The organism is Shigella sp. FC1967, from assembly GCF_001743005.1.
Taxonomy (GTDB): domain Bacteria; phylum Pseudomonadota; class Gammaproteobacteria; order Enterobacterales; family Enterobacteriaceae; genus Proteus.
The window spans coordinates 1-347 of sequence record NZ_MIIZ01001441.1 but is presented as its reverse complement, the minus strand read 5'-3'; the positions used below and the strand labels follow the sequence as shown (position 1 = coordinate 347).

General features: G+C 53.6%; 1 rRNA gene. It reads left to right on the top strand.

Annotated elements, in window-relative coordinates:
• Window positions 1-347 (top strand): 23S ribosomal RNA (locus BHE89_RS22770); the annotation flags it as partial.

Here is a 347-nt window from a genome sequence, read left to right as displayed (position 1 = left end):
CAGGTGAGGGGCAGGTGAGGTCGAACCCCCTAAGGCGAGGCTGAAAAGCGTAGTCGATGGGAAACGGGTTAATATTCCCGTACTGGTGGTAACTGCGATGGGGGAACGGAGAAGGCTAGGTTGGTCCGGGCGACGGTCGTCCGGTTCAAGCATGTAGGCAGAGTGATTAGGCAAATCCGGTCACTTAATGCTGAGGTGTGATGACGAACCACTAAGGTGGTGAAGCAATTGATGCCCTGCTTCCAGGAAAAGCCTCTAAGCTTCAGGTTATCAACAATCGTACCCCAAACCGACACAGGTGGTCAGGTAGAGAATACTCAGGCGCTTGAGAGAACTCGGGTGAAGGA